General features: G+C 66.6%; 21 protein-coding genes and 1 pseudogene. 10 read left to right on the forward strand and 12 right to left on the reverse strand.

The features are described from left to right. Positions 1-2: 2 nt before the first annotated feature. From ctaD to ACFSX5_RS14050, 6 genes are all read right to left on the reverse strand, one after another. Entirely contained in the window at positions 3-2,534 is a 2,532-nt protein-coding gene (gene ctaD / locus ACFSX5_RS14025; protein ID WP_386834254.1) for a cytochrome c oxidase subunit I, read from the reverse strand. After that, positions 2,534-3,523, reverse strand: a complete 990-nt coding sequence (coxB, locus tag ACFSX5_RS14030) for a cytochrome c oxidase subunit II (RefSeq protein ID WP_386834256.1) — start codon at positions 3,521-3,523, stop codon at positions 2,534-2,536. The genes ctaD and coxB overlap by 1 nt, the downstream gene beginning before the upstream one ends. Next, positions 3,520-4,599: a c-type cytochrome gene (locus tag ACFSX5_RS14035; RefSeq protein WP_386834257.1), complete on the reverse strand. Its 1,080-nt coding sequence runs from the start codon at positions 4,597-4,599 to the stop codon at positions 3,520-3,522. The genes coxB and ACFSX5_RS14035 overlap by 4 nt, the downstream gene beginning before the upstream one ends. Next, a complete protein-coding gene (locus ACFSX5_RS14040; protein WP_386834259.1) occupies positions 4,592-5,128 on the reverse strand; it encodes a cytochrome c oxidase assembly protein in 537 nt (178 codons plus the stop codon). The genes ACFSX5_RS14035 and ACFSX5_RS14040 overlap by 8 nt, the downstream gene beginning before the upstream one ends. Before the next feature lie 111 nt (positions 5,129-5,239). Next, positions 5,240-7,045, reverse strand: coding sequence for a YbhB/YbcL family Raf kinase inhibitor-like protein (locus ACFSX5_RS14045; RefSeq protein ID WP_386834260.1), 1,806 nt, complete (start codon positions 7,043-7,045; stop codon positions 5,240-5,242). Positions 7,046-7,106: 61 nt separating this feature from the next. Beyond that, positions 7,107-8,831 (reverse strand): hypothetical protein, encoded by a 1,725-nt coding sequence (locus ACFSX5_RS14050; RefSeq protein ID WP_386834262.1) that lies wholly within the window; start codon positions 8,829-8,831, stop codon positions 7,107-7,109. Positions 8,832-8,916: 85 nt separating this feature from the next. Here ACFSX5_RS14050 and ACFSX5_RS14055 point away from each other — a divergent pair, with 85 nt between their 5' ends. From ACFSX5_RS14055 to ACFSX5_RS14070, 4 genes are read left to right on the forward strand one after another with little or no spacing between them, the layout of a single operon-like run. After that, a complete protein-coding gene (locus ACFSX5_RS14055) occupies positions 8,917-10,023 on the forward strand; it encodes an inositol-3-phosphate synthase (protein WP_386834264.1) in 1,107 nt (368 codons plus the stop codon). Continuing rightward, positions 10,020-10,619, forward strand: coding sequence for a histidine phosphatase family protein (locus tag ACFSX5_RS14060; protein WP_386834266.1), 600 nt, complete (start codon positions 10,020-10,022; stop codon positions 10,617-10,619). Before ACFSX5_RS14055 ends, ACFSX5_RS14060 begins: the two co-directional genes overlap by 4 nt. A 10-nt stretch (positions 10,620-10,629) precedes the next feature. After that, a complete protein-coding gene (locus ACFSX5_RS14065) occupies positions 10,630-11,388 on the forward strand; it encodes a TIGR04290 family methyltransferase (protein ID WP_386834268.1) in 759 nt (252 codons plus the stop codon). Continuing rightward, a complete protein-coding gene (locus tag ACFSX5_RS14070; RefSeq protein WP_386834270.1) occupies positions 11,385-12,329 on the forward strand; it encodes a beta-xylosidase in 945 nt (314 codons plus the stop codon). Before ACFSX5_RS14065 ends, ACFSX5_RS14070 begins: the two co-directional genes overlap by 4 nt. Before the next feature lie 114 nt (positions 12,330-12,443). Here ACFSX5_RS14070 and ACFSX5_RS14075 read toward each other — a convergent pair whose 3' ends face one another. The 5 genes from ACFSX5_RS14075 to ACFSX5_RS14095 are packed head-to-tail and all read right to left on the reverse strand — an operon-like array spanning position 12,444 to position 17,134. Next, entirely contained in the window at positions 12,444-13,820 is a 1,377-nt protein-coding gene (locus ACFSX5_RS14075; protein WP_386834271.1) for a Coenzyme F420 hydrogenase/dehydrogenase, beta subunit C-terminal domain, read from the reverse strand. Beyond that, on the reverse strand, positions 13,792-14,853 hold the full coding sequence (locus ACFSX5_RS14080) for a polysaccharide pyruvyl transferase family protein (protein WP_386834272.1): 1,062 nt from the start codon (positions 14,851-14,853) through the stop codon (positions 13,792-13,794). Before ACFSX5_RS14080 ends, ACFSX5_RS14075 begins: the two co-directional genes overlap by 29 nt. Positions 14,854-14,861: 8 nt before the next feature. Beyond that, entirely contained in the window at positions 14,862-15,881 is a 1,020-nt protein-coding gene (locus ACFSX5_RS14085) for a Gfo/Idh/MocA family protein (protein ID WP_386834273.1), read from the reverse strand. Beyond that, on the reverse strand, positions 15,878-16,861 hold the full coding sequence (locus ACFSX5_RS14090) for an MDR/zinc-dependent alcohol dehydrogenase-like family protein (protein WP_386834275.1): 984 nt from the start codon (positions 16,859-16,861) through the stop codon (positions 15,878-15,880). Before ACFSX5_RS14090 ends, ACFSX5_RS14085 begins: the two co-directional genes overlap by 4 nt. A 12-nt stretch (positions 16,862-16,873) precedes the next feature. Next, positions 16,874-17,134 (reverse strand): hypothetical protein, encoded by a 261-nt coding sequence (locus ACFSX5_RS14095; RefSeq protein WP_386834277.1) that lies wholly within the window; start codon positions 17,132-17,134, stop codon positions 16,874-16,876. Between the two features lie 334 nt (positions 17,135-17,468). Between ACFSX5_RS14095 and ACFSX5_RS14100 the strand changes: the two genes are divergently transcribed. From ACFSX5_RS14100 to ACFSX5_RS14125, 6 genes and pseudogenes are all read left to right on the forward strand, one after another. Further along, positions 17,469-18,578: an NAD-dependent epimerase/dehydratase family protein gene (locus ACFSX5_RS14100; protein WP_386834278.1), complete on the forward strand. Its 1,110-nt coding sequence runs from the start codon at positions 17,469-17,471 to the stop codon at positions 18,576-18,578. Between the two features lie 8 nt (positions 18,579-18,586). Continuing rightward, positions 18,587-19,627 (forward strand): annotated as a pseudogene (locus tag ACFSX5_RS14105) (SDR family NAD(P)-dependent oxidoreductase); the annotation flags it as partial. Beyond that, positions 19,624-20,769 carry a glycosyltransferase family 4 protein gene (locus ACFSX5_RS14110; RefSeq protein WP_386834280.1) on the forward strand — a complete coding sequence of 382 codons (1,146 nt, stop codon included), beginning with the start codon at positions 19,624-19,626 and terminating at the stop codon, positions 20,767-20,769. The pseudogene ACFSX5_RS14105 and the gene ACFSX5_RS14110, both read left to right, overlap by 4 nt. 8 nt (positions 20,770-20,777) lie before the next feature. After that, a complete protein-coding gene (locus ACFSX5_RS14115; protein WP_386834282.1) occupies positions 20,778-21,908 on the forward strand; it encodes a CgeB family protein in 1,131 nt (376 codons plus the stop codon). Next, complete coding sequence (locus ACFSX5_RS14120; protein WP_386834283.1) at positions 21,905-22,999, forward strand: CgeB family protein; 1,095 nt, start codon at positions 21,905-21,907, stop codon at positions 22,997-22,999. Before ACFSX5_RS14115 ends, ACFSX5_RS14120 begins: the two co-directional genes overlap by 4 nt. Then, positions 22,996-24,108, forward strand: coding sequence for a CgeB family protein (locus ACFSX5_RS14125; RefSeq protein WP_386834285.1), 1,113 nt, complete (start codon positions 22,996-22,998; stop codon positions 24,106-24,108). Before ACFSX5_RS14120 ends, ACFSX5_RS14125 begins: the two co-directional genes overlap by 4 nt. 19 nt (positions 24,109-24,127) lie before the next feature. Here the strand turns inward: ACFSX5_RS14125 and ACFSX5_RS14130 are convergent, their stop codons facing one another. Then, a complete protein-coding gene (locus tag ACFSX5_RS14130) occupies positions 24,128-24,355 on the reverse strand; it encodes a DUF378 domain-containing protein (protein WP_386834286.1) in 228 nt (75 codons plus the stop codon). Between the last annotated feature and the right edge of the window lie 39 nt (positions 24,356-24,394).

The following is a 24,394-nucleotide window of genomic DNA, read 5'->3' on the forward strand; positions in this document are numbered from 1 at the left end:
GATCACCCCAACAGCCGCGGAAAGCCGTGGACCAGCAGCAGGCCGAACAGGCCCTGCGCGGTGGCGTAGTAGTAAAGCAGCGCGGCATTGTCGAACATGACGCGACGGTGGCGATCGAGCTTGCGGGCAAGCAGGCGAACGGCGGCGAACAGCGCCATCATCACCACGGCAAAGCCGATCTGCCCCTGCAGCACGGCGTTCATGTAGACCACCGCGCCGTAGCCGTTGACGGTGGGATCGAGCCCGGTGTCCCAGTGTCCCCAGATCTCGAGCGCGATGGCGGCGACCATGGCGGCGGGCGCCATCACCAGCAGGGCAGGGGCGATCCAGTTGGTGCGCCGCGGTTCTGGCAGTATGCGGCCGGCGATGAACATGGCGGCAGAGCCCCCGATCATCAGCAGGGCAGAGACAAGCGGGTAGAGCGGCATGGGCGGCGCGGGCGAGCCTTCCGGGGCCCAGATCTCGGGCGAGACCGTCCAGAGGTAAAGATAGGAGAAGGCGTAGGAGACGTAGAGCGAGGCCGACACCAGCATCAGCACCACCATGGCCCACCAACTGTGGGAGAGGGGGCCGGTGATGTAGCTGGGCAGGTAGAGGCCCTTGGCGACCTTCACCTCGCCTTGGTCCGGCTTGTCGAGCTGCCAGCACCACCACAGGCATCCGCCGATCGCGATCAGGGCGCAGGCAATGGCGAGCGGCACCTGCTTGACGGTCAGCAGGAGGAAGAAGCCGGCCGTTCCCGCCGCGGCGAACAGGTGCGTCCAGCTATTGCCGGGCATCTGCAGCACGTATTGCGGCTTGGCTTCCACGGCGGAGGTCACCAGGGTCTCGCGTCCGCCGGTGGGGGCGTTAGGGAGGTAGTGGTGCCCCGCCTCGACTTCCGCGGGCAGGCTCGGGCGGTCCCAGAGCGGGTCGCGGCTGGTGACGTGGGGGATCGAGCGGGTCGAATAGTCGTCGTTGGGCAGGAATTCGAGAGTGCCGGCATTCCAGGGATTGCCGGCACCACTGCCGGGGCGGAAGTTGCGGAACAGATCGATCAGGAACACCAACACGCCCGCGGCCATGATGAAGGCCCCAACGGTGGAGACGAAGTTGAGCGTGTCCCAGCCGAGATTTGACGGGTAGGTCCAGACGCGGCGGGGCATGCCGGCGAGGCCGGTGATGTGCATGGGGAAGAAGGCGGTGTTGAAGCCGATGAACATCAGCCAGAAGGCCCAGCGGCCGAGGCGCTCGGAGAGCAAGTTTCGGCTCACCATCGGCACCCAGTAGTAGAAGGTGGCAAACAGCGGGAACACCATGCCGCCGATCAGCACGTAATGCAGGTGCGCCACGACGAAGTAGCTGTCATGGGCCTGGAAATCGAAGGGCACCACAGCGACCATCACCCCGGTCAGCCCGCCCAGCGTGAAGATGAACAGGAAGCCGAGAATGAACAGCGACGGCACGGTGATGCGGAAGCGCTGTTTTCCCGAGGCAATGGTGGCGATCCAGGAGAACACCTGGATGCCCGAGGGAATGGCGACCGCCATGCTGGCCGCCGAGAAGAAGGCCAGGCTCAGTCCCGGAATGCCGGTGGTGAACATGTGGTGCACCCACAGCCCGAAGCTGAAGAAGCCGGTGGCGATCAGGGCGACGACAATCAGCCGGTAGCCGACCAGCGGCGTCTGCGCCATGGTCGGGATCATCATCGACACCAAGCCCGCGGCGGGCAGGAAGATGATGTAGACCTCTGGGTGGCCGAAGAACCAGAACAGGTGCTGCCACAAGAGCGGGTCGCCGCCGAACTCGGTGTTAAAGAAATGCCAGCCGAAGGCGCGCTCCATCTCGAGCAGCATGGTGGCAAGGATCACGGCGGGGAAGGCGAAGACGATCATGCCGGCAAACAAGAGCATGGCCCAGGCGAAGATCGGCATCTTGGCAAGGGTCATGCCGGGCGGGCGGGTGCGCAGCACGCCGACGATGATCTCGATGGCCCCGGCGATGGCGGAAATCTCGATGAAGCCGATGCCGAGGAGCCAGAAATCGGCATTGTCGCCGGGGGAGAATTCCTTGAGTGTCAGCGGCGGGTACATGAACCAGCCGCCCTTGGGCGCCAGGTCGTAAAAGATGGTGGAGAAGAACACCAACCCGCCGATGATATAGGCCCAGATGGCGAAGGCCGACAGGCGCGGGAACGGCAGGTCGCGCGCCGCTAACATCTGCGGCAGCAGCATGACGCCGAGCGCCTCCACCGCCGGCACGGCGAACAGGAACATCATTGTCGTGCCGTGGGTGGTGAAGAGCTGGTTGTAGAGATCCTGGCTGACGATCTCGTTGCCGCCGACTGCCAGTTGCGTGCGCATGATCAGCGCCAGGATGCCGGCAAGGACGAAGAACAGCAGCGCGGCGCCGAGATAGAGGATGCCGACCACGGTGTTGTTGACCGCGGTGACGATGCCGATGCCCTTGGGGTTGGACCAGATGCGCTTGAGCTCTTCCACCTCGCCCGGCGGGCGCGGTTCCGGATTGGGCAGCTCGAACCCGGTGGTGCTCATCAGACGAGGCTCTCGAGATAGGCGGCAAGGTCGGCGAGTTCGGCCTCGCTGAAGATGCCATAGGCGGGCATCCGGTTCTCCGGCTTGATGTGCTGGTTGTTGACGATGAACTGGGCGAAGGCTTCCGCCGTGTTGGGCAGTGTCGCTGCGGCGAGCGAGTGGCGGGCGCCGACATGGGTGAGGTCGGGACCGATCACGCCATCGGCTTCGGTGCCACGGACCGCGTGGCAGCCACCACAGCCATTGGCGAGGAACAGTTGCTGACCCCGGGCGAGGTTCTCGCCGGTCGGTTCGACAGCGGGACCTGCTTCGGCAGCCAGCCAGGCGTCGAACTCTTCCGGGGGGTGCGCAACGACGTGGAAGCTCATGAAGGCATGGGCGCCGCCGCAGAACTCAGCGCACTGGCCGCGGGTGATGCCCGGCTCGTTGGCGATCACGGTCATGGTGTTGGTGCGGCCGGGGATCATGTCGAGCTTGCCGGCCAGGTTCGGTGCCCAGAAGCTGTGGACCACGTCGGCGCTGCGCAGTTCCAGCGTCACCGGCACGCCGACCGGCAGGTGGAACTCGTTGGCGCTTTCGACCGCATTCCCCTCGGCATCGGTGTAGCTGACACGCCACCACCACATCTCGCCGGTGATTGCGACGCGTAGTCCACCTTCCTCTTCCTCTGGAGCCGCGCCGGCTCGCAGCACGAGGAAACCGTAGAGCAGCAGCACCGAGAGGACGATCACCGGAAAGACGATGCCGAGGCCCTTGACGATGGTCTCGCCGGCGAGCCGCTGCCTGAGGGCCGGGGAGCCAAGCAGGGCGATGGCGGTGAGCACGCAGACCAGCAGCAGGATCACGCCGCCGCCGATCGTCATCACCCAGAACAGGGTGTTGATGCGCTCGGCCTCGGCACCGGTGGGGTGCAGTGCCGATTGTACCGGCGAGCATGCGGCAAGGGCGGGGACCAGCAGCGGCAATGCCAGGCGGAGCAGAGGCCTCATGGCGCCGCCTCCGGTACCGGCTGGCTGGCATAGTACCGGCTGACGGCGAGAGCCTGGCTTTCATTCAAGCCGCGCACCGCCTGCGCCATCAGCGAGCCTTGTGCGGAAACGTCGCGGTAGCCTTCGTGACGCCAGAGATCGAGCTGGGTCGCCATGTAGCGGGTCGACTGTGCTTCCAGCCGCGGCGTCTGCGGATTGGCGCCGCTGTGGCAACTGTCGCAGGCGGGCACGCGCTGCTCAGGCACGCCTTCGGTCGCAATCCGCCGGCCGAGCTCGATGTCTTCGGCAGGGAAGCCGGTTTGCGGCTGTGGCGGGGGCAGGGCGGCATAGTAGCCGGCGAGGCGCTGCAGTTCCTCATCGCTCATCTGGTGCGCCAATGGCTCCATGATGCCGCTGGCGCGCAGCTCGGAGCGGTACTCGTCGAGAGCGCGGGCGAGATAGGGTTCGGAAAGCCCGTCGAGATCGGGCACCAGATTGCTGATCGGGCCGGTCTGCTCGTCGCCATGGCAGCGGGCGCAGTTGGTGAGGGCGGTTGCTTCGCCGCCCTGGGCGTAGCTGCCCGGGCCTTCGATGTGGAGGCGCTGGAGGAAGGCCACCACGGACCAGACCTCGTCGGTGCGCCCGTCCGCCGGCCAGGCCGGCATGCCGGTGTATTTTAGGCCGTTGTAAACGATCCAGAAGATCTCGTTGGCGCTGTAGTCGTGGAAGGCGCCGGTGAGGTCCGGCGGTTGCGGCAGCATGTTCTGGTAGACGGGATTGATCTGCCCGCCGGGCAGGCCGTGGCAGCCGGTGCAGGCGCCGCGGAAGTGTTCCTGCCCGAGCAGGTAGAGGTCCGGATCATCGAGATCGGGGACCGGGATGCTGCCGGCGGCAAAGGAGATCGACCGGTCGCGTAGGATGGTGATCAGGAAGTTGGTGACCGACCAGTGGTCGCGCGAAGCGCCGATATTGTAGATGCCCGAGAGGATGAAGGCGCCGCCGCTGATGGCCATGGCGCCCAGCACGAACAGGGCAGCGATGCCAAGTCGCTGTGCCCGGCTCAGCGGATGGTCGACACCCAGCTTGGGCTCAGGCATGGCGCTCCGTTTCGGCCTCTATGCCGAGGAACCAGCGCGAAGCCAGGGCGACGCCCGCCAGCACATAGCTTGCCGGACAGGCGATCAGCATCATCAGGCCGGCAAGATGCTGGTCGGCCAGCGCCGAGCCGTGCATGGCGTGGTGCATGCCGGTGAAGTCGTAGACCGTGTCCGGCGCGAAGACGAGCAGCGCGCCCAGGAGGCAAAACAGCTTGCCGGTGATCAGCAGCGCAAAGATCGCTCGCCAGCTTGCATCGCGCGGCATGGTGGCGATCGACAGCCAGAACCAGGCGGCGCTGGCGACGAGGCTGAGGTGCATCAACGCCATCAGCAGCGGGCTGGACATGGCGCCGGGCAGCACGCCGGGGCTGTGCCAGCCCCAAAGGAGGATGATCTGCACCGCGGTTGCGGCCGGCCAGCTCCGCCAGAGGCCGGCGGGGGTCAGCCGGGCGGTGCTGCGGAAATTCGGCAGGACGAAGAAGACCAGAATGGGCACGGCCACGTTCATCAGCACGATGTGCTGCAGCATATGGCTGCTGAGATGTCCCCAACTCTCCGGCAAAGCCCCACCTCCGGCCTATTGTTGCCGAAAGCGCGACAGGGCGCGTTTCGTTCCGCGCCCTGTTCAGAAATCTTGCGGTCAGTTCACCGGCTGCTCGGGTCCGGGGCGCTCGTAAAGGCCGACCACCTCGCCTTTTGCGAGGACGTGACCTTCCATGGCGGCGAGCGCGTCCTCGCGCTTGGCACCCGGCTCCACCGGCAGTTCGGCGATGTCCAGGGCGAAGACCTGGAAGTGGTAGTGGTGGGCCGGATCGCCGAGCGGCGGGCGCGGGCCCATATAGCCGATCTGGCCGCGGCTGTTGACGCCCTGCTTGGCGCCTTCCGGCTCCTGCAGCACCGGATCGGTGCCGAGGCCCTCGCGAATACCGGTGGCGGTGCCGGGCACGTCGAACAGCACCCAATGGACGAACGGCTTGGGCTCGGCAGCATCCGGATCATCGACGATGACGACAAAGGACTGGGTGCCTTCCGGCGCGTCGCCCCATTCGAGCGGCGGCGAAGCGTTGTGGCCTTCGGCGGCATGCTCGAGGGGGATCATGCCGTCCTGCTCGAAGCTGGCGGAGCTGACGTCGAGGCTGCCCTCGGCTTCCACCAGCTCGATGGCGATGTCGGAGGGTGCGGGCGTCTCGGTCACGTCGGGCGGCGAGGCTGGCATGCTCGCTTCGTCGCCGGCGGCCTGCTCATGGCTGATGCGATAGAGGATGCCGTTGAAGTCGTCGGCAACGAGCAGGGCACCGTCGTCGGTCTGGGTAATGCCGGCGAGACGGGCGAGGAAGCCGTAGCCGCCGCCTTCGTTCTCGATCAGGAAGCCCTCGGCGAAGTGGTCCCAGCTCACCGCCTCGCCATCCTCGAAATCGACGCGGGTCACCTCATAGCCGCTCGGCGGCCGGCGGTTCCAGGAGCCGCGCATGGCGATGAAGGCGTCGCCGCGATATTCCTCGGGAAAGGCGGTGCCGGTGTAGAAAGTCATCTGCATGGGCGCGGCGTGGGCGGTGTAGCCGAGGACCGGCTCCTCGCTCTGCTCCGCCCATTGCTCCAGCGTCATGCCCTCGGGCGGGTTGTCCTGCGGGTTGAAGTTGGAGAAGTCGTAGACATAGGGCCAGCCATACTTCTTGCCCTGCTCGACGAGATTGAACTCTTCCTGCTGCTCCTCGTCGCCGAGCCAGTCGGTGCCATGGTCCGCACCATAGAGGCGGCCGCTGGTCGGCTCCCAGCCGAAGCCGATGGTGTTGCGCAACCCGCTCGCAAAGATGGTGCGGCCGGTGCCGTCGAGATTGGCGCGCACGATGGTGGCGTTCTCGGGGTTGGTCTCGGCGCAGGCGTTGCAGGTGGAACCGACGGTTATGTAGAGCTTGCCGTCCGGCCCGATGGCGAGGGTGCGGTTGGGATGCTGGCCGCCATCGGGCAGGTCGTCGATAATCATGGTCAGATCGCCGAAGCTGCCGTCCTCGGCGACCGGGGCCGTATAGACCTCGTTGACGGTGACGAGATAGGCGCTGTCCTCGTGGAAGGCGATGCCGTGCATGCCGGGGCGCGCCGCGACCACGGTAAAGCCGTCATACTTGCCGTCGCCATCGTCGTCATCGAGCCGGATCACGTCGGCCTCGGTGCGGCGGGTGGCGTAGACGTGTCCGCCATGGGTTGCGAGCATCCGGGTATTGCCGAGATCGCGCCCGACCACCTCCACGGTGAAGCCTTCGGGGACGCTGATCAGCCCGGCGAGTTCGGCGTCATCGGAAACGGTGATCGGTTCCGGCTCGAGGATGGTCCCCTCGATTGTGACATCGGAATACTGGCCCACGGTTCCTTGCGGCTGGCCCAGGGCAGGGGCAGCAGCAACGAGGGCGGCGAGGGAGAGCAGTGCGTAGGCGGGGGAGCGCAGCATCGAAGTCCTCGTGGCAGTGGTGGTGACCGCCAAACTCGGGTGTTGCCGTGGCGTTCCGCGCCTAGTCGACGTTAACCGCCAGCAGCCGTGCCGCCTTGTTGGCATAGCGGTCGAGTAGCGCGGCGATGCGCTGGGGGTCTTCGCCGTCGGCGCGCGTCAAGGCATCGGTCCACAGGCCGATCTGGAAGGCGAGGTAGCAGGGGAGCAGGAGATCGACGAGGTGCGGGTCGACCTTGCGGTCGGCGGTGGCGCTGACGACGCGCAGCAACCGGGGAAGCTCGTCCGCCGTCAGGTCGAACTCGGCAACGAAGCCCGCTACGTCCCAGGCGATATCCTGTGGTCCGATGAGATCGTGGCCGGTGGCGTGGTCGAGGGCGTCGGTCTTGACGAAGCTGCCGTCACGGCGGACCAGCCATTCCCAGAGCTGCAGGCGGTTGTCCGTGAAGACCGGGCTAACCTTGTGGTCGGCAGCGGAGTTCATGTGGGTGCGGACGGCCTGCTCCGCTGGCGTGCCCAGGCGCTCGCCGAGATTGATGGCGGCCATATCAGCGAGTTGCGCGAGCGAAGCGCCGGCAGTGGTTGCCGGCAGCAGGCGCGCGCGGGTGCCGAGATAGGCGCCGGCGTGATCGAGGAAGCGGCCGCGGTCGAATTCGGCGGTCCACAAGGTCCGTCCGTCGATCCAGCGTTCGACCAGAAATCCGTGCGCCAGACCGATCGGCTCCGGAACATGGCCGTCTTCAAAGAGGGCCTGCGCCTGCTCCAGCTTGCGGCTGCCGCTCGGGCCCACGCCGGCAAATTTCACCAGGTAAAGCTGCCCGCCGGCGTCGGCGCGGAATTTCAGTTTCTCCATCTGCCGGTCGGCCGGCGGGGCACCACCCGAACTCTGTCGCCAGCCGCCGCCCGAAATCTCCTGAAGCGGGGTGTCGAGCGGGCCGATCAGGTCCGGCAGCCAGCGCGACAGGTGTTCCGCCAAGTGTTGGCTCGAAAGGCCCGAGACATGCCGCGAGGCGCTGCGCCAGCGCGTCAGTTGTTCGGCACTGGCCTGGTCGCCAGGCTCCCCGCCGTGGCTGGGGAAGAAGTGGATGCGGTCGCGCGCGACGCCGTTTGCCTCCAGCCAATCGGCAACGCCGCCAAAGGAACTGCCGGATTTGCCCGGCCCCTCATCGACGATGGCGTATGGGCCAGCCGCGGCGAGGATGTCTCGGGCCAGCGGTTCCGCCGGCGCAATGCGGCGATCGAATGGATGGCCGACGGGCCGCAGGGTGAAGAAATTGTCGGCACCCAGACCAGCCGCCACCAGTGCGGCAAGACCGGTGCCGATGCTCCTGAGCCCGATGACGCAGGTGTCCGGCCCCAGTCCCGAGCGAAGGGCGGCATCGACATAGCCCTCCGGGTAGAGCGCATAGTGGAGATAGCCCTCGCCTTGGCGGAGCCGCATCGGCGTGTCGATGGCGAGCCGGGCGAGCAAATCCTGCCAGGCTGGGGGCAGCCGGTGCTCGGGTTGGAAATGGTTGCGCCACGATGCTGCGATCTGGCCTGCCAGCATCATCAGCAGGTGCTTGCCCGCATTCTGTCCGAAGCCGGCGATGTCGATGCCGCCGGCCGCCGCCATCTCGTCGTCCGCTATGGCCTGCACCAGTTCAGCGGTGGCGATGAACGCGCCGACAAGGCCTGAATGGGCCGGTAATCCATCGGGATGGGCAAGGTAGGTTTCGAGCTCATGCCGGATTTTCGCTACGACCTCAACCGGCCGCGCGACACGTTCGCTGTCCCCATAGACGATCATCCGGCCTCCAAGAGCAACCTTTGTTAGGAACAAAGCTGGGAGGGGGTCGTTGCTTTACCGATGTTAATCGGAGGGAGCAGGACGTATGGGCGCCAAGAAGGTCAGGGTCGGCATCGTCGGGGTGGGAAATTGCGCGTCTTCCTTGGTCCAGGGCATCACCTATTATCGGGATGCCGACGGCAATGAACCGGTGCCGGGATTAATGCATGTTAATCTCGGCGGCTACCACGTCGGCGATATCGAGATCGCCAGCGCCTTCGACGTCGCCGACACCAAGGTGGGCCGGGACGTCGCCGAAGCGATCTATGCCGCCCCCAACAACACCCATCGCTTCGCCGACGTTGCACCGACCGGCGTGACGGTGAAGCGTGGGCGCACCCTGGACGGAGTTGGCCGCTATCTGCGGGCGGTGGTCGACGAGTCCGACGAGCCGGAAGTGGATGTGGCCGAAGAGCTGCGCCGCAGCGGCACCGACGTGCTGGTGTCTTACCTGCCGGTGGGCTCGGAAGAGGCGACCCAGTTCTATGCCGAGCAGGCACTGAAGGCCGGTGTCGGCTTCGTCAACTGCATTCCGTCCTTCATCGCCTCCAAGCCCGAATGGGAGAAACGCTTCGCCGATGCCGGCGTGCCGATCGTCGGCGACGATATCAAGAGCCAGGTCGGCGCCACGATCGTCCACCGCATGCTGGCCAACCTGTTCCGCGACCGCGGCGTCAAGATCGACCGCACCTACCAGCTGAACTTCGGTGGCAACACCGACTTCCTCAACATGCTGGAGCGCGAGCGGCTCGAGTCCAAGAAGATCTCCAAGACCCAGGCCGTAACCAGCCAGTTCGACGTGCCGCTGGCGGCCGACGACGTCCATGTCGGGCCGAGCGACCATGTGCCGTGGCTGACCGACAGAAAGTGGGCCTATATCCGCGTCGAGGGCACCACCTTCGGGGGCGTGCCGCTCAATGCCGAACTGAAGCTCGAAGTGTGGGACTCGCCGAACTCGGCGGGCGTTGTGATCGATGCGGTGCGCTGCGCCAAGCTGGCGCTGGATCGCGGCATCGGTGGCGCCCTGACCGGCCCGTCCAGCTATTTCATGAAGTCGCCGCCGCAGCAGTTCACCGATGACGTGGCGCGCCGCCGCACCGAGGACTTCATTGCCGGCGTCGACGAGGCGGTGCTCGGAGCCGCGGCCGAGTGACGACCACGTTCTACCTCGTGCGCCATGCCGCGCACGACAATGTCGGCGGGTTTCTGGCCGGGCGTACGCCCGGGATACGGCTGGGCGTGGATGGGCGCGCGCAGGCGGAGCGCCTCGGACAGCGCATGCGGCGCGAGCAGTTCGACGCCATCCACGCCAGCCCGCGCGAGCGGACGCAGGAAACCGCTCAGGCCATCGTTGCCGCGCGCGAACCGATGCCGGTCCACACCGCCCCCGAACTCGACGAGGTCGACTTCGGCGAATGGTCCGGCGGCACCTGGGAGGTGCTGAACCAGGACCAGCGCTGGCGCAACTGGAACAGCGTGCGTTCGTTGGCCCGGACACCGGGCGGTGAATCCATGCTCGACGTGCAGTGGCGGGTGCTCGGGCTGATGGAGCGGCTGCTGGCCGAGCACCCGGAGGGCCGGGTGGTGCTGGTCAGCCACGCCGACATCATCAAGTCGGCAGTGAGCTACGTGCTGGGGCTGCCGATCGATGCCTGGCCGAGGCTCGAAGTCAGTCCCGCCTCGATCACTACCGTCGTGCTCGGCGACTGGGGCGGCAAGCTCATCACCCTCAACGAGGTCATCGATTAGGAGAACGCAAATGGGTCTATCGACTGCCGAGATACAGAGCCGCATCGAGGCGCTCGGCCCCTGGTTCCACAACATCGAGATCGGCGGGGTGCGCACTGCGCCCAACCACTTCCTCGGCGACTATCCGCACCAGAAATTCCGCAAGTTCGCCGACGCCATTCCGGCCGACCTCTCCGGCAAGTCAGTGCTCGATATCGGCTGCAATGCCGGCTTCTACTCGATCGAGATGAAGCGGCGCGGCGCGGAACGGGTGCTCGGCATCGACTTCGATGACAAATACCTCAACCAGGCCCGCTTTGCCGCCGAAGTGGCCGAGGCCGACATCGAGTTCGCCAAGCTCAGCGTCTATGACGTGGGCGCGCTCGGCGAAAAGTTCGACCTCGTGATCTTCATGGGCGTGCTCTACCACCTGCGCCATCCGCTCCTGGCGCTGGACCTGATCCGCGAGCACGTTGCCGGCGACCTGATGCTGTTCCAGTCGATGCAGCGCGGCAGCACCGAGATCCTGCCGCTCGAAGGCAACTACCCGTTCACCGACACGCACATGTTCGACGAGCCGGGCTATCCCAAGCTCCACTTCATCGAACATCGCTACGCCGATGACCCCACCAATTGGTGGGCGCCGAATTCGGCAGCGGCGGAGGCCATGCTGCGCTCGAGCGGCTTTGCCATCGTCAGCCACCCCGAGGCGGAGGTCTATCTCTGCCGGGTGGCCGAGCGCCCCTATGGCGCCGAACCCGTCTATCCACACAAGGGAGCCCGTCAATGATCGAAGCAGCGATGCTCTGGAACGAGCCCAACAACAAGTCGCACTGGGACCCTGAGATCGACCCCGATTGGGTCCGCTTCGGCGAGATGGTGAAGCTGGCGGCCGACGCCATTGCCGGGGCGAACCCGGGGCTGACCAAGGTGCTCGGCGGCATCTCGCCCATCGATCCAGGCTTCATGCAGCGCATGAAGGATTATGGCGTGCTCGACAAGCTCGATGCGGTCGCCGTGCATGGTTTCCCGCTCGACTGGAATTTGTGGCAGATCCACGAATGGCCCAACAAGATCGACGAGATCCGCGGCGTCACCGACCTGCCGATCTGGGTCAGCGAGGTCGGGGTGTCGTCCTTCGGCGCCGAGGAAGTGGCGGCCTGGGGGCTGAAGCGTTCGGCGGAACTGCTCAAGGGCAAGGTCGAGCGCATTCAGTGGTATAGCCTCTACGACCTGCCGCGCTCCTGGGAGGCGACGACGCGTCACCGCGAGGCGGAGGGGTCGTCCTACTACCGGCACTTCTACATGGGCCTGCTGCGCGAGGACGGCACGCCCAAGCCATCGCTCGAGGAATTCGCCAAGCACACTCCGGAAATGGGGGTGGTGCAGTGGTTCCACTACGAGGATCACCGGCTCGATGACGCAGTGGAGTGGATGAAGCGGCTGGGCGTCACCTATCTGCGCACCGGCCTCTCTTGGGCCGACAGCTTCCGCCCGAACGCGCTCGACTGGTTCGACCGGCAGATGAAGGCGCTGGAGGATTTCGACGTCACCGTCACCTTCTGCTTCACGCCCGAACACCGCGGCATCGCTCCGCACCACACCAGCGCCCCGCTGGTGCCGGAGGAATATGCGCAATTCTGCGCCGACATGATCGCCCGGTATGCGCCGGCGCAGCAGACCTCGAACGTGGTGTCGCTGGACCAGGCCCGGGCGGCGCTGGCGGTGTAGCCGCACCACACTCCGCGTCATCCCCGCGCAGGCGGGGATCCATTCTTTGCAAAGTTCAGCGGAAGAGTGGATTCCCGCCTGCGCGGGAATGACCCTGTCTGGGCGACAGCAGCCTCAGTTCGACCCAAGCCCCACCCGCGCCAGCATCGCCCCGAGCCGGCCACGGCCATAGGTGACGGCGCCGTAGAGGCCCAGCATGGCGCGTGCCCAGCGCACATAGATCGCGGGTCGGCCGGTGCGGTGGGCGAGCCAGGCCATGCGGTGGCTGCCGGCGGAGATGTGGTGGCGGAGGCGATAGATCAGCTTGCGCTTGAGGGGCAGGTCCGTGGTGGCGGCGACCCGCTTGGGCGGAGCATGCCGGTAACGGCGCCAGCTCAGGCGATAGGCGAGGCCTTCGCGGCGTTGCCGCAGGCCCGCGGCCTGGGTGTTGGCGATGAAGTCGGCATCGACGGGCGACAGCTCGAGGCGACTCTGCCCGATAGCGGCGCGGACGATCTCATGCAGCTCGGGCGCGCGCACGACCACCACATTGGTGCCGCGGCCATCGGAGGAATAGGGCTCGACCCAGGCATCGCCGAAAGCGATGTCGGCGGTCTCCGCCATCACGTCGTCGCAGAGATTGCACGGCGCGTTCATGAAAAAGCCGGCGCCCCAGTCGCCGTCGCAGAGGTGCCACCAGTCCTGTTGACGGGTGGTGCCGTCCTTTAGGGTGAGGTGCGCCGTGTACCAGCTCGCGGGCCGGTCCGGGTTCTTCAGCCGATATTCTGGCCGGGCGACGTCCTCGAGCGGAGCACCGAGCTGCCAGGCGAAGCTCTCCACCAGCCGCGCGCTCTTCATGTGGCCGCAGAACAGGCCGAGCGTGTAGCCGATGCGCTCGCGGAGGACGGGGTCGTTGCGGCGCAGGAGGTTCACCGCCTTGATGAAGCAGGGCACCCCAACCACTGCATAGCGGCCCGGCGTAGCGGCGATCTCCGCCAGCACCTCGGACATCTCGACCGGGTAGTAGCGGGACTTGGCGCCTTCGCTGACCTGCTCGACGGTGCGCGAGATGCGGTAGCGGAAGAACCGCCCATCCGCGCCCGGCGCGACATGGGCAACACCGTCGACGAGGCCACGCCGCAGCAGCTCCGCCGCAACCCAGGACACCAGCCCGCCCGAACTGCCATTGGCACGATATTCGCCCTCGGCCACGGCGCCGACATAGGCAGCCTGGAAACGGCCGATGCGGGCGTCGGCGGCTTCCGGCACTGGAAACAGGTCAGCGGCGATCTGGTCCTCGTTGGGGATGCTGGCCGAGAACGGGCAGGTGCGCGCCAGCAGCGGATTCGGGCGTTCGGCCCACTCGCCCTGCGGCTTAAGTTGGGCGAACCGGTCGAACCCCATCGTGCCGCCGCTCTGCGCCGCGCAGGCGCCGCAGCCGATGCAGAGGCCGGCGCGGACGACCTCGGCGGGGCGCGTGAACTCAGCCGAGGACATGGTCGAGATAGGCATCGGAGTGTTGACGCAACTGCGCGATCCGTTGCGAGACTGCGGTGTCAGGCGCCCTGCCGAGGGCATCGTGGAAGAGGTCCAGCGGCGTGTCCTCACTGACCAGATGCCGTTCGGCACCCAGAGCCGCGGTGAGGTCGCGCACCTTGTTGAAGCGGTAGTCGGAAGGAGTAGTGGCGAGCGGCTTGCCGTTCACCAGCGCGAATACGCAGCCATGGAAGAAATTCGTCACCACCGCATCGGAGGCAGCGATGAAGGCCGCGAACTCCTCCGGACCGGCCTCGATCCAGTGTTCGTCCGCCCACCAGTTGCGATAGCCGATGCTGATGACGCGGCGCCCGGTGTCGGCCGCCCACACGCGCACGCGCTGCTGGAACCATTCCGGGAAGTCGTGGCCATAGACGGCGATGTAGGGGGCGCCGTCATCGACCGGCTGGTAATCGATCGCGTCGGCGAACTGCAGCACCGGATCGAGCACCAGCGCGGGGTTGAATTCGAGCGCATCGGCAACGATCCGGCGCGAATTGGCGTCGCGCACGGAGATGTGGTGGAAGGCCTTGAGCTTCTCGATCCAGGCGGCCTCGAGTCCGCTGGTCGCGGAATGGTTGCCGAAGCTCGCCGCATAGGAGGCGCGGCTGCCGGCCTTGAGCCCGTCGCCATAGAAGATCGGCTGCCCGCCATACCAGGGATGACGCAGGTTCCACACTTCGTCGCTGCCCACCAGCACCAGATCGACAGCGTCCGCGGATTCCGGCGTGTCGAGGCCGAACGGGCGCGACAGCGGCAGTTGCTCGAAGGCGGCAAAGAACTTGCGGGCCTTGCGGGCATAGAGTTTGCGATCCTCCCGCTCGCCCCACGCGCCGGGGACCGGGCGCAGGGCGCAGCGCCACTCCTGCCAGTTGATGGCGTCGGACTGGTGGTCGAGCAGTACGGCATCGAAGCCGCGCCGCCGCAATCCTTCGGTGAGGCAGCGCGCCTGCCAGTAGGAGCCGTAGTTGATGCAGCGGTGAAAGGTGAGGATGCCGATCTCTGCCATGAACGCGGTTACCGGGCGTAGATGCGGTCGAGGACGTTCGCCACCGTGACGAACTCCTCCGCTGCCGGATCAAAGCCCTGACCGGCCACCAGTTGCTCGGCCCATTGCGTGATAGCTCCGCGCATCCAGTCCTCCGGCGGCTCTGCGATCTGCCGGGTGCCGGTGCCGGTATGGTGGTCGGCCCGGAAGTCTAGGAACGAGCCGCCAACATTGCTGAAGCTGGCGCCGCCATCGGTGCCGTAGAATTCGGCGCCGATCACCGCATCGCGTCCCGCATGCAGGTGCCAGGAGCAGGCGATACGCACCTGGGTGCCGCTGTCCAGCATGAAGGTGGCCGAAGCGTAGTCCTCCACGTCGTCGCTGTCGTTGCGGATGGGCTGGCCATTGCGCACCAGCCGCCCGGAGACGTCGGTGACCTCGGGACAGCCCAGGGTCCAGAGCGCCAGATCCACCAGATGGCAGCCGAGGTCCATGGCCGCGCCGCCTCCGGAGAGCGCCTTGTCGAAGAACCACGGCTTGTCCGGTCCATAGGCGTTGTGGAACACCAGATCGGCGGCGAAGACATGCCCGAGCGTGCCGGCGGTGACCAGTTCGCGGATACGCTGCATGCCGGCGGTGTGGCGATAGGAAAAGTCGACCCCGAGCAGGCGGTCGGCCTTGCGGGCAGCGTCGACCACCGCCCGCACTTCCGCCTCGGTGCGCCCCAGCGGCTTCTGGCAGAAGACGGCAAGGCCCGCCTCGAAGGCGGCAATCGACTGCTCGGCATGAAGGGCGCTCGGCGTCGCGATGACGATGGCGTCGAGCCCGGCCGACAGCAGGTCGTCGAGCGAACTGGCGACCTCCGCCTCCGGCGCGATCTTCAGCGCCGCCTCCCGCATCTCCGGCGATGGATCGGCAACCATGGCGGCCTCGACGAGGCCGCTATCGGCCAGCGACTGCATGCGGAACAGGCCGATGCGCCCGGTTCCAAGAAAACCGATCCGCGGCCGGGATACGGCCGCAGGCCTCTGCTGTGCTGCTCCGTTCATGCGTAGGTAACCAGTGCCTTCATGAAGCCCTCGGGCCGGTCGCGCGTGGCGTTCAGAGCCTCGTCGAGCTGTTCGAGTGGATAGGTGTGGGTGTAGAGCCGCGACGGATCGAGGCGGCCGTCCTTCACCGCTTCCACCGCATCGCGGATACCCTGGACATAGACGGCCTGCTCGCGCTCATGGGCGTTGATGACGTCGAGGCCGCGCCAGTTCCACATCTGCATGTTGACCTGGCGGGGACCGTCCTGATGGTAGCCGGCGATCACCAGCCGCCCGCGCTCCCTGGTGAGTTCGGCGGCGAGGTCCAGCGGCCACTGCTTGCCGACGGCCTCGATGACCACGTCGCAGAACACTCCGCCGGTCCTCTGCTTGACCTCCTCGATGATCCGCCAATGGTCGTCCATGGCGATGGTCTCGGCGCCGAGTTCGGCAGCCAGGTCGAGCGCCGTCTGGCGGCGGGCGATGGCGATGACCCGCGCACCGGCGCCGCGCGCGAGCTGGATCAGCAGCGCGCCGAGAAAGCCGATCCCGACAATCGCGACGGTGTCGCCGGCCTTGATGGCGGAGCGCTTGAAAATGTTCATGGCGCAGCCGAGCGGTTCACCGGGGAAGGGGACGCCATCGAGCTCCGGCGGCAGCTTCACCACAGCGGCGCCATCCGCCACGTCATGGGTGGCGTAGCTGTGGTAGGAGAGGGCGGCGACGCGATCGCCCACGGCCAGGTCGGTCACCCCTTCGCCGACCGCATCGACGACACCCCAGCCTTCATGGCCGAGGCCGCCGGGTTCGGTCGGGAACTTCATCCACTCGGGGCCGGCCCAAGGTGTCAGGTTCGAGGCGCAGACGCCGCAGCCTTCGAGCTTCACCCGCACCTGACCCGGACCGGGTTCCGGCACCGGGTGCGACTCCACCACCATCTCGCCGGGTCCGGTGACCACAGCCGCGGACATTACGCCGGTCGGCGCCACAACATAGTTCATGACCGCCCCCGATCAGCGTTCGACGAACTTGTTGAAGCGGCTCTTGCCGCCATCCTTGGTCTTGTCCTGATAAAGGAAGGCCAGCTTGTTCTTGTCGAAGATCTCGAAGAACTCCTCCCAGGAAATCTGCTTCAGGGAGTCCTCAGGTTCACCGAAATCGATGCGCAGGATGCCGCCCTGGCCCTTGGTGTCCACCATGGCCGGGTGGCCGTCACGACCCTCTGCCCACTTGCGGATTTCGTCGTGATCCGTGGTGGTCTTGGATTCGCTCATCGTTTGCTCCTTTGCCCGCTTCCGCGTGTCTCCGCGGCACGATGCAGCAACAAGCAGGTGAGGGCCGGGGTTCCTGCCGGGGCTGGAGCGCAGTCCATCTCGGCACGGCGCTTGGCAAAACGATCGATCTGGCCAGTGTCTCGCTTAACCTATGATAAAAACCCGGATCGGTTGCAGCCATCTCGCCAGGTTGCTGCAACAGACGAATTCCGCGGTTTTCTGCCTGTTGCTCCTGGCGATGTACCTCAGGAGGACGAGCCCTCCGGGAGCCGTCCGGAACTGCCGCGATGCTGGGGTCTTCCTGTGAAGGTACTTACCTCAGGGGTCGGCATACATGAAACAGGTACTCGTCACGGGTGGATGCGGCTTTATCGGGCGATATGTCGTCGATGAGCTGCTGGCGCAGAACTACCAGGTGCGCGTGCTCGACAGCTTCGTCGAACAGGTTCATGGCGGCAACGTGCCGGCCATGCCGGCGGAGGTCGAAGTGCTCCGCGGCGATGTGAGGGACGCGGCTCTGGTGAAACAGGCGCTCGAGGGCGTCGAGGGCGTCATCCATCTCGCTGCCGAAGTCGGTGTCGGCCAGTCCATGTACGAGATCTCCCGCTACGTCGGCGGCAATGATCTCGCCACCGCCGTGCTGCTCGAGAACATGATCGACACTCCAATCAAGCGCATCGTGGTTGCGTCGTCGATGAGCGTTTATGGCGAGGGCCTCTATCTCTCCGAAGACGGCACGCGACAGGCCTCGATCCGCCGCCGCCCCGCCGCGATCAAGGCCGGCCAGTGGAACCCGACCGACCCGAATGGCGGTGCGCTGCGCCCGGTCGCCACCGATGAGCAGAAGCCGGTCGATCTCGCCTCCATCTATGCGCTGACCAAGTACGCGCAGGAAAAGGAAGTGCTGATCTTCGGCGAGGCCTACAACGTCGATGCGGTGGCGCTGCGCCTGTTCAACGTCTTCGGCCCCGGCCAGGCGCTGTCCAATCCCTATACCGGCGTGCTGGCCAACTTCGCCTCGCGCCTCGCCAACCGCCAGGCCCCGATGATCTTCGAGGATGGCGAGCAGCAGCGCGATTTCGTGCATGTGCGCGACATTGCCCGGGCCTTCCGGCTGGCGCTGGAACAGCGTCCTGCAGCCGGGCACGTCATCAATATTGGCAGCGGCAACGCCTATTCGATCAAGCAGGTCGCAACGCTTCTCGCCTCGGCGATGGGCGTGCCGGAGATCGAGCCCGAGATCATGAACAAGGCGCGCTCGGGCGACATCCGCAACTGCTTCGCCGACATTTCCAAGGCGCGGGAGTTGCTGGGCTTCGAGCCGCAGTACCGGCTCGAGGATTCCCTGGAAGAACTGGCCGACTGGGTCCGCGAAGCGGGCGCCGTGGTCGACCGCGGTTCCGAGATGCGCCGCCAGTTGGAAGAGCGGGGTCTTGTTTCATGACCAAACGCCCGATCGCCATAACGGGAGGAGCCGGATTCATCGGCTCCAACCTTGCGGACACCTTGCTTGCCGCAGGCGAGCGGGTGATCGCAATCGATAATCTGAGCCGAGCCGGGGTGGAGCAGAACGCCGCCTGGCTCAAGGAGCGCCATGGCGGGCGCGTGGAAGTGGTGGTGGCCGACGTCCGCGACCGTGACGCCATTGCCCCGGCCATTGCCCGCGCTGGCGCCGTGTTCCATTTCGCTGCCCAGACGGCCGTGACGACCAGTCTCGTCGATCCCGTCGACGATTTCGAGGTCAATGCCCGAGGCACGCTCAACGTGCTCGAGGCGGTGCGCGCCGCTGGGCACAAGGCGCCGGTGATCTTCGCCAGCACCAACAAGGTCTATGGTAGCCTCGAGGACATCACGCTGAAGCAGGAAGCGGCCGGCTACACCCCCGCCGATGAGTTGCTGCGCGCACGCGGCGTGGGTGAGGATCGCAAGCTCGCCTTCTGCACCCCCTATGGCTGCTCCAAGGGCGTCGCCGACCAATATGTGCTGGACTACGCCGGCTCGTTCGGCATCCCGACGGCCGTGCTGCGCATGAGCTGCATCTATGGCCCGCGCCAGTTCGGCACCGAGGATCAGGGCTGGGTCGCCCATTTCCTGATCCGTGCTCTCCAGGGCAAGCCGATCACCATCTATGGCGACGGCCAGCAGGTGCGCGACGTGCTCCATGTCAGCGACGCCGTCGCCGCCTATCGTGCCGTTCTTGCCTCCATAGACAAGGTGAGCGGCCATGCCTTCAATCTCGGCGGCGGGCCGCGGAATGCCGTCAGTCTCAACGCCGTGCTCGAAGAGATCGGGCGGGTGATGGGGACGGAGGTCGACATCACCCACGATGAGTGGCGCGAGGGTGACCAGCGCTATTTCGTTGCCGACACGTCGCGGCTGACGACGGAACTGGGCTGGAAGGCGCAGATGGGGTGGCGCGCCGGGCTGCGCGACCTCGCCGATTGGCTGCGCAGCGGCACTGCGACCGCCAACCGCGAACGGGTCAGCGCATGATTGCCTCGCCGGAGCCTGTCTTCAGTGCCCATCACGGCTCCGCCGTCTCGCTGCACCGTCCGCGCCATGTGCTGATGACCGTCGACGCCGTCGGCGGCGTTTGGCGCTACGCCATGGATCTGGCGGCAACGCTGAAGGCCGCCGGCTTCACCTTCACCTTCGCCGGCTTCGGTCCGCCGCCCAACGAGCGTCAGCGCGCCGAAGCGGAGGCGCATGGTGAGGTGGTCTGGCTCGATGCACCGCTCGACTGGACAGCGCCGGACGAAGACAGCCTGCGGGACGTTCCGGTGCTGATTGGGCAACTGGTCGACGACCGCGAGATCGACCTCGTGCACCTCAACCTGCCGTCGCAGGCAGCGGGACTGGAACTTGGGGTGCCGGTGCTGACCGTGTCGCACTCCTGCACGGTGACCTGGTTCGCCGCGGTGCGTGGCACCAGCGTGCCGCCGGATTGGCTCTGGCAGGAGCGGCTGAACCGCCTCGGCTTCGAGGCTGCCGACATGGTGGTGGCCCCGAGCCAGGCGCACGCCTCCATGCTGCGCCAGAGCTATGGGTCTCTTGGGTGCCCACGCGTGGTCTATAATGGCTCGGACGCGGTCACCGTCGACACAGGGCGAGACGATTACGTCTTCGCCGCCGGCCGCTGGTGGGACGATGGCAAGAATGGCGGCGTGCTCGATGCCGCCGCAGCCATGACCGAGTGGCCGGTGGTGATGGCCGGATCCAATCACGGACCCAACGGGGCCTATCGCGAGATTGCCCACGCCCAGTGGCTCGGGGAACTCGGCCATGCGGACGTGATGGCGCGAATGCGCCGGGCCGGCATCTTTGTGTCGCCTTCGGTTTACGAGCCCTTCGGACTGGCGCCGCTCGAGGCTGCCGGCAGCGGCGCGGCGATGGTGCTTTCCGACATACCGACCTACCGCGAACTCTGGGATGGCGTCGCGCTGTTCGCCGACAAGCATGATGCCAAGGCTTTCGCCGAAGCGATCAACAGCCTGGCGCGTGATCCAGAGCGGCGCCGCCAGCTCGGCGCTGCCGCACGCGAGCGCGCCGGACGCTTCACCCTGGCCGCCCAGGGCCGCGCCATGCAGCAGGCCTACGAGAGCCTGCTGATGCCCAGTTTGAGCCGCACTGCCTGAGGGCCTCGATGCACTTCGTATTCTATACCCACTCCCTGGTGTCCGACTGGAACCACGGCAATGCCCACTTTCTCCGCGGGGTGATGCGCGATCTCAGGAGCCGCGGCCACTCGGTGCTGGCGCTGGAGCCGGCCGACTCCTGGAGCCGGCAGAACTTGCTGAAGACGCAAGGGCCGGCCGCCATCGAACGGTTCCGGCGGGATTTCCCCGGCCTGGCGGCGCGCCAGTACGACGCCGAGTTCGACCATGAGGCTGCCATCGACGACGCCGATGTGGTGGTGGTGCACGAATGGACCGATCCGGAGCTGGTGGCCCGCATCGGCCGCGCCCGCCGCGATGGCGGCCGGTTCACGCTGCTGTTCCACGACACGCATCACCGCGCCGTCTCGGCCGAACAGGACATCGCGGCCCTCACCCTGCAGGACTACGACGTCATCCTCGCCTTCGGCGAAACCCTGCGCCAGCGCTACCTGAAGGCTGGGTGGGGCAGGCAGGTGGTCACCTGGCACGAGGCAGCCGACCATGCACTGTTCCATCCCATGCCGGAGGTCGATCGCGAGCGCGACCTGATCTGGATCGGCAATTGGGGCGACGACGAGCGCTCGGCCGAAATCCGCGAGTTCCTGATCGAGCCGGCCCGCGACCTGCAACTGACCGGCACCGTACGCGGCGTACGCTACCCCGATGAAGCCATCGCTGCGGTACGCGCTGCAGGGCTGGAACATGGCGGCTGGATCGCCAATGCCGATGCGCCGCGGGCTTTCGCTCGCCATCGCGTCACCATGCACATCCCGCGCCGGCCTTACATCGAGGCGCTGCCGGGTATTCCGACAATCCGTATGTTCGAGGCGCTCGCCTGCGGCATTCCGCTGATTTCGGCGCCGTGGGATGACGCCGAAGGCCTGTTCCGCCCCGGCACCGACTTCCTCTTCGCCAAGGACGGGGAGGAGATGCGGCACCTGCTGACCGACGTGCTGACCGACCGCAGCATGGCCAAGGACCTGGAGCGGCACGGGCTCGAGACCATCCTCGCACGCCACACCTGCACCCACCGCGTCGATGAACTGCTGGCGGTGCTTGCCACCCATGGCAGCGAGCGCGTGCTCGAGAACCTGGCGGCAAAGGAGGCTGCACAATGAAGATCGCATTCTACGGCTCGAGCCTGCTCTCCGCCTACTGGAACGGCGCCGCCACCTATTACCGCGGCATCATCCGCGCCCTGGCCGGGCTCGGCTACGAGGTCACCTTCTACGAGCCCGACGTCTATGACCGGCAGAAGAACCGCGACATCGATCCGCCCGACTGGTGCCGGGTCGTGGTCTATGACGGCACCGTCGAGGCCCTGCAGCGCGTGGCGGCCGAGGCTGCCGATGCCGATATCGTCGTCAAGGCCAGCGGCGTCGGCTTCGAGGACGACCGCATCCTCGAGGCGGTGCTTGCCGCTGCTGCGCCCGGCGCCCTGCGCATCTTCTGGGACGTGGACGCGCCGGCAACCCTCGCCGAACTGCAGGCCGCCCCGGATCATCCGCTGCGTCGCGCCCTCGCCAGCATCGACCTCGTGCTGACCTATGGCGGCGGTGACCCTGTGGTGGACGCCTACCGCCAGCTCGGCGCGCATGAGTGCATCCCCATCTACAACGCGCTCGATCCCTCGACCCACCATCCGGCGCCGCCACAGGCCCGCTTCGAAGGCGACCTCGGCTTTCTCGGCAACCGCCTGCCGGATCGCGAGCGGCGGGTGGAGGAGTTCTTCCTTGCGCCCGCGGCACGGCTGCCGCTGCAGCGCTTCGTCCTCGGCGGTTCCGGCTGGGGCGACAAGTCGATGAGCCCCAACGTCCACTATATCGGCCATGTCGGCACTGCCGACCACAACAGCTTCAACGTCACCCCCAAGGCGGTGCTCAACATCTCGCGCGAGAGCATGGCCCGCAACGGCTTCTCGCCGGCGACGCGCGTCTTCGAAGCCGCCGGGGCAGGGGCGTGCCTCATCACCGACTATTGGGAGGGCATCGAGATGTTCCTCGCCCCCGATCGCGAGGTGCTGGTCGCCCGCGATGGCAACGACGTGGTCGACATCCTCGCCGCGCTGACGCCGGAGAAGGCCGACGCAATCGGCGAAGCCGCCCTGCGTCGGGTCTTGTCCGAGCACACCTATGCCGACCGGGCGGAACTGGCCGACGCCATCTTCCGCCGCCATGTCGAGATGCGCCGGACGGAGGCTGCGGAATGAGCGAGCGCTACGATCTCGTCGTTCTCGGCCTGTCGCTGTCGTCGTCCTGGGGCAATGGCCACGCCACCACCTTCCGTGCCCTGCTGCGCGGCGTCGCCGCTGAGGGCAAGCGCGTGCTGTTCCTCGAGCGCGACGTGCCCTGGTACGCCAGCAACCGCGACCTCCCGGAGCCGGATTTCTGCACGCTGGAATACTACAGCGGCGTCCCGGACCTGATCGACAGGTTCGCGCCCGAACTGCGTTCGGCCGGCGCGGTCATGATCGGCTCCTATGTGCCCGAGGGGCCGGCGGTCATAGACGCGGTCGCCGAATTGCAGCCGGCGCATCTGAGCTTTTACGACATCGATACGCCGGTGACGCTGGCCAAGCTCGCCCGCGGCCACGAGGAATATCTCGAACGTCCGCAAATCCCGCTCTTCGATATCTACTTCTCTTTCTCCGGCGGGCCGACTCTGACCCGGCTCGAGCAGGAGTTCGGCGCCCAGAACGCCGTCGCGCTCTACTGCTCGGTGGACGACGCGCGCTACCGGCCAATGGGCGAGAGCCCCCAATGGGATCTCGGCTATCTCGGCACCTACAGCCCCGACCGCCAGCCCACGCTCGAGCGCCTCTTGCTGGAGCCGGCCCGGCGCCTGCCGCACAAGCGCTTCGTCGTGGCGGGCCCGCAATACCCGGCCGACATCGACTGGCCGGCCAATGTGGAGCGGATCGAGCACCTGCCACCGGCGGAACACCCAAGCTTCTACAGCCGCCAACGTTTCACCCTGAACGTCACGCGTGCCGACATGATCGTCGCCGGCTGGTCGCCCAGCGTGCGGCTGTTCGAGGCCGGCGCCTGTGCGACCCCGGTGATCAGCGACTATTGGGATGGATTGGGAGAACTGTTCCCGCTCGGCGAGGCGCTGATGGTGGCGCGGGATGCCGATGAGGTCGTCCAGATTCTGGAGGGGACGTCCGACGCGGAGCGCCGCACCATTGCTGCGGCGGCACAGAAGCTGGTGCTGGCGGACCATACCGGGCTCGCCCGTGCCCGCGAACTGCTCGTGGCGCTTGGCTTGACCGAGGCCGACCCCTCCACGGCACCGCAGAGAGAAGCGGCGGCCGTCTGAACGGCCGCCGCAAATCGTCTTAATAACCGCGTTCTGCGGAGACTTCGCCGCGCGACAGCGAGCGGAAGAACGGCACCAGCTGGTACAGCGCCGACAGACCAACAAGAATATAGACGATGCGGGCAAGAGCCGCGTCCTGGCCGCCGAACAGGGCAGCAACCAGATCGAACTGGGCAACCCCGACGAGCAGCCAGTTGATGCCGCCGATGATGATCAGCAACAGGGTAATGATGTTCAATACACGCATTGTTTTACCTCCAGGATGCGATGTGGAAGTAACGTCCCC

It is taken from the genome of Devosia albogilva (genome assembly GCF_042685625.1).
Classification (GTDB): Bacteria; Pseudomonadota; Alphaproteobacteria; order Rhizobiales; family Devosiaceae; genus Devosia; species Devosia albogilva.

What these genes read in the sequence shown, in the direction of transcription:
- ACFSX5_RS14130 (WP_386834286.1), bottom strand. Translation starts at nt 24,355, where the DNA reads ATGCGTGTATTGAACATCATTACCCTGTTGCTGATCATCATCGGCGGC.
- ACFSX5_RS14080 (WP_386834272.1), bottom strand. Translation starts at nt 14,853, where the DNA reads ATGGCAGAGATCGGCATCCTCACCTTTCACCGCTGCATCAACTACGGC.
- ACFSX5_RS14070 (WP_386834270.1), top strand. Translation starts at nt 11,385, where the DNA reads ATGATCGAAGCAGCGATGCTCTGGAACGAGCCCAACAACAAGTCGCAC.
- ACFSX5_RS14035 (WP_386834257.1), bottom strand. Translation starts at nt 4,599, where the DNA reads ATGCCTGAGCCCAAGCTGGGTGTCGACCATCCGCTGAGCCGGGCACAG.
- ACFSX5_RS14055 (WP_386834264.1), top strand. Translation starts at nt 8,917, where the DNA reads ATGGGCGCCAAGAAGGTCAGGGTCGGCATCGTCGGGGTGGGAAATTGC.
- ACFSX5_RS14115 (WP_386834282.1), top strand. Translation starts at nt 20,778, where the DNA reads ATGCACTTCGTATTCTATACCCACTCCCTGGTGTCCGACTGGAACCAC.
- ACFSX5_RS14090 (WP_386834275.1), bottom strand. Translation starts at nt 16,861, where the DNA reads ATGAACTATGTTGTGGCGCCGACCGGCGTAATGTCCGCGGCTGTGGTC.
- coxB (WP_386834256.1), bottom strand. Translation starts at nt 3,523, where the DNA reads ATGAGGCCTCTGCTCCGCCTGGCATTGCCGCTGCTGGTCCCCGCCCTT.
- ACFSX5_RS14125 (WP_386834285.1), top strand. Translation starts at nt 22,996, where the DNA reads ATGAGCGAGCGCTACGATCTCGTCGTTCTCGGCCTGTCGCTGTCGTCG.
- ACFSX5_RS14040 (WP_386834259.1), bottom strand. Translation starts at nt 5,128, where the DNA reads ATGCTGCAGCACATCGTGCTGATGAACGTGGCCGTGCCCATTCTGGTC.
- ACFSX5_RS14045 (WP_386834260.1), bottom strand. Translation starts at nt 7,045, where the DNA reads ATGCTGCGCTCCCCCGCCTACGCACTGCTCTCCCTCGCCGCCCTCGTT.
- ACFSX5_RS14100 (WP_386834278.1), top strand. Translation starts at nt 17,469, where the DNA reads ATGAAACAGGTACTCGTCACGGGTGGATGCGGCTTTATCGGGCGATAT.
- ACFSX5_RS14050 (WP_386834262.1), bottom strand. Translation starts at nt 8,831, where the DNA reads ATGATCGTCTATGGGGACAGCGAACGTGTCGCGCGGCCGGTTGAGGTC.
- ctaD (WP_386834254.1), bottom strand. Translation starts at nt 2,534, where the DNA reads ATGAGCACCACCGGGTTCGAGCTGCCCAATCCGGAACCGCGCCCGCCG.
- ACFSX5_RS14110 (WP_386834280.1), top strand. Translation starts at nt 19,624, where the DNA reads ATGATTGCCTCGCCGGAGCCTGTCTTCAGTGCCCATCACGGCTCCGCC.
- ACFSX5_RS14075 (WP_386834271.1), bottom strand. Translation starts at nt 13,820, where the DNA reads ATGCCTATCTCGACCATGTCCTCGGCTGAGTTCACGCGCCCCGCCGAG.
- ACFSX5_RS14095 (WP_386834277.1), bottom strand. Translation starts at nt 17,134, where the DNA reads ATGAGCGAATCCAAGACCACCACGGATCACGACGAAATCCGCAAGTGG.
- ACFSX5_RS14120 (WP_386834283.1), top strand. Translation starts at nt 21,905, where the DNA reads ATGAAGATCGCATTCTACGGCTCGAGCCTGCTCTCCGCCTACTGGAAC.
- ACFSX5_RS14065 (WP_386834268.1), top strand. Translation starts at nt 10,630, where the DNA reads ATGGGTCTATCGACTGCCGAGATACAGAGCCGCATCGAGGCGCTCGGC.
- ACFSX5_RS14085 (WP_386834273.1), bottom strand. Translation starts at nt 15,881, where the DNA reads ATGAACGGAGCAGCACAGCAGAGGCCTGCGGCCGTATCCCGGCCGCGG.